Source organism: Microbispora sp. NPDC046933 (assembly GCF_040644635.1).
Lineage (GTDB): Bacteria > Actinomycetota > Actinomycetes > Streptosporangiales > Streptosporangiaceae > Microbispora.
Genome location: NZ_JBEYWW010000018.1, coordinates 67,314 through 73,557 on the forward strand (window position 1 = coordinate 67,314; position 6,244 = coordinate 73,557).

The following is a 6,244-nucleotide window of genomic DNA, read 5'->3' on the forward strand; positions in this document are numbered from 1 at the left end:
GGCTTCTGGCGAACACATTATCGGGAACCGATCACCGGACCCCGCCCGCCAGGCGGGGGTTTGCGGCGCGGGACGTGAGGCGTTCCCAGTTGCGGTGGGCGATGTCGGCCTTCTGCTCGTCGGTGAAGGGGGCGTTCTCCAGAAAGGAACGGGCGACGCCGGCGCTGGTGTCCACGAAGGGGAAGCCGCCGGGGCGGAACCCGTAGGTGAAGGGGTAGTCGGTGGAGTACAGCATCCGTTCCGTCCCCACGACTTCGGCTGTCCAGCGGAGGTAGCGGGGACTGACGGTGCCGCTGCCGGCGACCCAGAAGTTGTGCGTGAAGTAGTCGGCGAGAGGGCGAGCCAGGCCACCGGCGTCGGCGAAGAATCCGGTGTGGTCGAGATAGAAGAGCACGACCTCTCCCCAGTGGCCGGCGATCACCTGGAGATCGGGATACCGGTCGAAGACGCCGGAAAAGATCATCCGTAGGTACTGCACGCCCAGGTCGTAGTACCAGCCGATCGCAGGCCCCGCCAGCGCGGTCCCGATGGGACCGATGTTCGAGTAGTAGGCGTCCATCACCGCCTGCACAGGCATCTGCGGGTGGAAGTGGAGGGGAACCCGCAACCGCTCCGCGGCGGCGTACAGCTCGTCGTACTCGGGGTCGTCGGCGAGCTTGGACCCGGTGCGCCCGTAGAGCATGGCGCCCGGGAAGCCCAGCTCGGTGACCGCCCGCTCCAGCTCCGCGGCCGCGGCCGACGGCGACTGGGTCGGGATCGCCGCGAACGCCTGGAACCGGTCGGGGTTGGCGGCCACGATCTCCGCGAGCTGGTCGTTGGTGTCGCGGGCCACGGCGACCGCGTCCGCGTCCGCGTCAGGCAGGTTCTGCGCGCCCGGTGACGAGATCGACAGCACTGCCACGTCGATTCCCTGGTCGTCCATGTGCGCAAGCCTCGTCTCCGTGGTGTCGCGCAGTCGCCGGGCGACGGGACTGTCGCCGAACCCCAGGTTCGGCAGCTCCGGCACCCCGGACCGTGACCACGCCTCCATGATCGCGGGCAGAACGACGTGCTCTTCCACTGCGATGATCCGCAGTCGGTCGGACATGCGATGCTCCTCAGCACTCTGCTTCCAGCGGAAACAGCAATAGCTTATCAGCGTTAATAACGCCGGAACCACCTACGCGTTATCGGCGATAAAACGTCAACACGTCCACTGAGCGGGAGCAGCACTGCGCCGGCGCCGCGGCCATCGGCCGGGCACAGGTCCGGCGGCGGGTCATCGAGGCCGCCGTCAGCAGGCGCCGGGGACGCCGGTCAGCGGGGGCCGGGGGCGCGGCGGAAGAGGAAGGGCTGGCTCTCGCGCCCCGGCACGACGAACCAGCACTCCCCGGTGCCCTCGCTCGCCAGCAGCGAGAAGAACGCGTCGACGACCGTCTCGACATCGAGGATCGGGAACTTCAGCTCGTCCAGCAGCGACTTGGCCTCGGCGTCGAGGATCGCCGTGTCCGCGAACGACGGGCACAGCCCCTGCACCCGGATGCCGAGGGGCTCCAGTTGCGGGCCGAGCGAGCGGACGAGCCCGACGACCGCGTGCTTGTTGGCCGCGTAGACGGGATCGGAGGGGATGCCCACGATCCCCGCCATGCTCGCGGTCGCCACGATCACGCCTCCGGCCCGCATCGCCGGCAGCGCGGCGTGCACGCCGAAGACGACGCCGTCGAGGTTGACCCCCATCGCGCGCCGGTAGCGGGCGAGGTCGAAGTCCTCGCCGATCCCGCAGCCCGAGGCGATGCCCGCATTGAGGAAGGCGAGGTCGAGCCGCCCGTGCCCCTCGACCGCGAGCGCGACCGCGGCCTGGTTGTCCTCCAGCCGCGACACGTCGGTCCGCACGAACGCGGCGCCGATCTCCTCGGCGGTGCGCGCCCCGGCCTCGGGGTCGACGTCGGCCAGCACGACGTGCGCGCCGTACGCGGCGAGGCGGCGGGCCACACCCGCGCCGATGCCGCCCGCACCCCCGGTGACGAGCGCGACCTTGCCGGAGATGTCGTCGGTGTTCACAGTGGCAGCCCTCCCGTCGCGGCCCTGGTCGAGCCGGTGGCCCGGTACGCCTCGATGGTTCGCTCGGCGATGCGCATCTGATGGATCTCGTCGGCGCCGTCCGCGAACCGCGCCCATCGAGCGTGCTGGAACATGTGCGCCAGCGGGGTGTCCGTCGAGTAGCCGAGCGCGCCGTGGATCTGGATGGCCCGGTCCACGATCCGGTTGAGGCTGCCCGCGACGAAGTGCTTGGCCATCGAGACCTCGGTGCGGAAGTCCTCACCCTTGTCGATCTTCGAGGCGGCGTGCAGGACCATGAGCTTGCACTGGTACAGCTCCATGGCCGAGTCGGCGATCATCCACTGCACGCCCTGTTTGTCGGCGAGCAGCGACCCGTGGCTGAACCTGTCCAGTGCCCGGCCCACCATCATGTCGAGGGCCGTCTCCGCCTGCGATATCCACCGCATGCAGTGCGCCAGCCGGGCCGGGCCGAGGCGGTACTGGCCCAGCCGGTGGCCGTTGCCCCGCCCGCCGAGCACGGCGGAGTCCGGCAGGCGCAGGTCGGTGATGACGATCTCGCTGTGGCCGGTCGAGCCGTGCATGGTCTCGATCTCGCGTACGTCGTTCCAGCCGTCGGCGGGCAGGTCGACGAGGAAGGCGGTGTTGGCGCCCCGCGCGCCCTCCGGCAGGTCGAACTCGGTCTTGGCGATCAGGATCGCGAAGCTCGCCCTGCGGGCGTTGGAGATGAACCACTTGTGCCCGTTGATCACCCACTCGTCGCCGTCCTTCACGGCGCTCGTACGGATGAGCGTGGGATCGGAGCCGGCCACCTCGGGCTCGGTCATCGCGAAGCACGACATCTTCACGCCGTCGAGCAGTGGCCGCAGGTAGCGCTCCTTCTGCTCGCCGGTGCCCCAGTGCAGCAGCGTGTGCATGTTGCCCTCGTCGGGGGCCGCGCAGTTGAGCACCCACGGGCCGAGCCGGGTCTTGGCCGCCTCGGCCTGCACCATGGCCAGCTCGACATGACCGAGGCCCATGCCGCCCCACTCCCTGGGCATGTGCGGCAGCCAGAGCCCCTCTTCCTTGGCCCTGCGGCGCAGGTCGAAGATCGTGCGCAGGTATTCCTCGCGGGTGAGGACCTTCTCCTCGGAGTCCTCGAACGGCTTGACCGCCGGGATCACCGTCTCCTGGACGAACGTCCGCACTCGGGCGCGTATCTCCTCGTGCTCGGGGGCGAGCGTGAAGTCGATGGCCATTACCCTCCCTCGGGCACGATAATGCGGCTGACGCGACAAATAATGCGATCGCCTGAAATACCGTATCCTTTGGCTGTACGAGCGACAAGGGAGGGGCGATGCCGGCGGAGACCACTGTCCGGCGGCTCGTGGACGCCGCCGAGCGCCTGTTCGCCGAGCGCGGCATCGACGCGGTCTCGCTGCGCGAGATCAACGCCGCCGCCGGGCAGCGCAACTCCACGGCGCTGCAGTACCACTTCGGCGACCGCGCCGGGCTGCTGAAGGCGGTGCTCGCCAAGCACCGGCCGGAGATCGAGGCGCGACGCCACCAGCTTCTGGACGAGTACGAGGCACGCGGCCCGCTGCCCTGTGTTTCCTACTCCCCTGCTGTTTCCTACTCCCCTGCCTCCTACTCTCCTGCGGAGGCCCGGCGCGCGCTCGCCGCCGCGCTCGTCCGCCCGGCCGCCGCCAAGCTGGCCGACCCCGACGGCGGCCGTGACTATCTGCGCGTGATGGAGCAGCTGGTCCACCGCGTGCCGCCCAGCCTCCCCGAGGACGGCGGCGGCAGCATCGACCGCTGGCGCGACCTGGTCGCTCCCCTGCTCCCCGAGGCCGCCGTACGGCTGCATCAGCGCTTCATGGCGATCCGCATGACGTACGTGGAACTGGCCCGCAGGGCGAGCGGCCCCCCGGCCCGGGACGACCGCCTGTTCACCAGCCACCTGATCGACGTGGTCTCGGCGGTCCTCGCCAGCGAGGTCTCCGACGAGACCACCCGCCTCCTCGCCGAACGCGACCGTCGCCCCTGATCGGCCGAACCGGTTGACGTCCCGAGCGGGAGTTCCATCTACTTGTCACGGTCGGCGACAAGGGGTCCAGGGGACCCCTTCCCGGGTTACCGGGATAGCCGGCCTCATACATCCGCGCCACCTGCCCCGGCTGCTAGCGTGATCACGCCCATATCCACACATCTGGGGTGATCGATGATCCGACGAACGCCTTTGAAGATCACTCGCTGGGTCGCGGGCGGTATGACCGTCGCCACCGCCACCGCCCTCACTCTGGTGTCCGCCGGGCCGGCGCAGGCCTATCCCAAGGGCTCGTGCGGGCAGTCGTACCGGAAGGTGGCCGGCTATCGGCTGACACAAGGCGCCAAGGACGGCACGTCGTACGGCACCGTCACTCTGTACGAGAGCCCCACCGCGCACGCGAAATGCGCGATCACCCGGGTGGCGCCCGCCTACATCGGCAAGACGAGCTACCTGTACGTCGAGCTCTTCGTGGACAAGAACCGGAACAAGAAGTACGACGGCCCGGACAAGGGGGCCGCCAGCGGCAGCGAGAAGTACAAGTGGTTCGCGGGCCCGGTGCACATCTACGGCGTCGACCATCGATGCGTTCAGTTCGCCGGGGCGGTCAGGATCGGCTCCAAGCCCCTCGTCCGCGGCGGCACCCCGTCGGGCAAGTGGATGTACTGCGGCTAGACGGCCCGGCGTCCGGTCTCCGGCACGCTCTCCCCCGGGGTTTGTCCTGTTGGCGGATGGGGAGGGGAGGACAGCACCGCTGACGGATGGTTGCGGACAGTCCGTTTCCAGCCTTCCAGGCGGTGTGGAAGGAGGGAACGATGACCGAGCCTCAGCAGCCCGAGCTCCGCCGCTCAGGCGGGGGCGGCGCCGACGACGAGAACGTCGACGTCATCCCGGAGTCGGCGAGCGCCGAGAAGTCCGGCGGGCACCCGCATGGCACCGACAAGGGGAACAAGGGCGGCGGCGAGGGCGGCGGCGTTCCGCCGGACCAGCGTCCTCCGTACCCGGCGTGACCCCCCGAGATCGAGTACCGGACGTGATCAGGTGTGAGCGGGATACCGACGATCAAGAGCCTGGACGAGCTGACCGAGCTCGTCGAGCACCGGCCCGGCCTGTACCTGCGGTATTCCAAGGGCCCGGACGCCGACGCCGGCAAGCCGAGCGTCGACTACGAGAGCCGTCTGGAGCTGCCCGGCCTGTCGGTGACCGTGCTCGACGCCGAACGCTGGTGGACCCTCCCGCTGCGTGACTGGCTGGCCCGTCAGATCTGCAAGTACACGCACCTGGCCGAGAAGGACGAGGAGCGGCACGCGTGGGTGCTGACCGGTCGCGTGGTGGCCCGCGGCCCCGACCACGAGCCGCTCATCGACCGGGTCGAGCCGGTCGCGTGGCTCGACGACTCGGTGGTCGAGCAGGCGCGCGAACACTACGAGAAGGTGTTCGACGCCGGCCGCGACTCCACCGGATGAGGTCCGGGCACGCGCGGGGCGGTGGGCGGGCGGGTGGTGAGGACCGTCTGGTGACGGGCGCGGCGAAGGCGGAGCAAGGCGCGGTACGTGCACGCTGCGGATGTACCCCCAAGTCCTGATCGACACTGACACGTCGCCGGTGAGGGCCGTCCGCGGAGATCGTCCGCCCGGTAGCCTTGCAGGGCCGGTGTGCCCGCTCCGTTCGCGGTCGCGGTCACAGGGGACGATGCGTTCCGCAGCGCTTTATATGCTTTCTTTTCCTGTTCAGACGGTGATCGCGAGGGTGGACATGGTCGAGAGGGCAGGCAACGCGAAGCGTGCGCGATCCGCGCGCGCCGCCGGCGGTGACCCCGAACTGGATCTGCGGCAGCTCCTGGCCGGCCTCACCGCCGTACGGGACGGAGACTTCGGCACCCGGCTCCCCGAGGACGGAGACGGCCTGCTGACGGAGATCGCGACGGTCTTCAACGGGATGGTCGACCAGCTCTCCCTGTTCACCTCCGAGGTGACGCGGGTGGCGCGGGAGGTGGGCACCGAGGGCCAGCTCGGCGGCCAGGCCGAGGTGCCGGGGGTCTCGGGCACCTGGAAGGACCTCACCGACTCGGTGAACGCGATGGCGGGCAACCTCACCAGCCAGGTCCGCTCCATCGCCGAGGTCACCACCGCCGTCGCCAAGGGCGACCTCTCCCAGAAGATCACCGTCGACGCCCGCGGC

At 69.8% G+C, this 6,244-nt stretch carries 8 protein-coding genes; 5 read left to right on the top strand and 3 right to left on the bottom strand.

Going from position 1 to position 6,244, the window contains the following annotated elements; genetic code table 11:
• Nucleotides 1-31: 31 nt before the first annotated feature.
• The 3 genes from ABZ857_RS23860 to ABZ857_RS23870 form a co-directional block, all read right to left on the bottom strand.
• Nucleotides 32-1,087 carry an amidohydrolase family protein gene (locus ABZ857_RS23860; protein ID WP_357046300.1) on the bottom strand — a complete coding sequence of 352 codons (1,056 nt, stop codon included), beginning with the start codon at nt 1,085-1,087 and terminating at the stop codon, nt 32-34.
• Between the two features lie 209 nt (nt 1,088-1,296).
• Nucleotides 1,297-2,040 (bottom strand): SDR family NAD(P)-dependent oxidoreductase, encoded by a 744-nt coding sequence (locus ABZ857_RS23865; protein ID WP_357046301.1) that lies wholly within the window; start codon nt 2,038-2,040, stop codon nt 1,297-1,299.
• A complete protein-coding gene (locus tag ABZ857_RS23870) occupies nt 2,037-3,275 on the bottom strand; it encodes an acyl-CoA dehydrogenase family protein (protein ID WP_357046302.1) in 1,239 nt (412 codons plus the stop codon). Before ABZ857_RS23870 ends, ABZ857_RS23865 begins: the two co-directional genes overlap by 4 nt.
• 98 nt (nt 3,276-3,373) lie before the next feature.
• On the opposite strand from ABZ857_RS23870, the gene ABZ857_RS23875 reads away from it, so the two are divergent.
• The 5 genes from ABZ857_RS23875 to ABZ857_RS23895 form a co-directional block, all read left to right on the top strand.
• Nucleotides 3,374-4,063: a helix-turn-helix domain-containing protein gene (locus ABZ857_RS23875; protein ID WP_357046303.1), complete on the top strand. Its 690-nt coding sequence runs from the start codon at nt 3,374-3,376 to the stop codon at nt 4,061-4,063.
• Between the two features lie 174 nt (nt 4,064-4,237).
• A complete protein-coding gene (locus ABZ857_RS23880; protein WP_357046304.1) occupies nt 4,238-4,738 on the top strand; it encodes a hypothetical protein in 501 nt (166 codons plus the stop codon).
• 140 nt (nt 4,739-4,878) lie between these two features.
• On the top strand, nt 4,879-5,073 hold the full coding sequence (locus ABZ857_RS23885; protein WP_357046305.1) for a hypothetical protein: 195 nt from the start codon (nt 4,879-4,881) through the stop codon (nt 5,071-5,073).
• A 33-nt stretch (nt 5,074-5,106) separates the two neighbouring features.
• The gene (locus ABZ857_RS23890) at nt 5,107-5,529 is read left to right on the top strand and encodes a DUF6098 family protein (protein ID WP_357046306.1); all 423 of its coding nucleotides are present in this window, start codon (nt 5,107-5,109) and stop codon (nt 5,527-5,529) included.
• A 289-nt stretch (nt 5,530-5,818) separates the two neighbouring features.
• Nucleotides 5,819-6,244, top strand: a 426-nt coding sequence (locus tag ABZ857_RS23895) for a HAMP domain-containing protein (RefSeq protein ID WP_357046307.1), incomplete at its 3' end; no start/stop codon positions are given.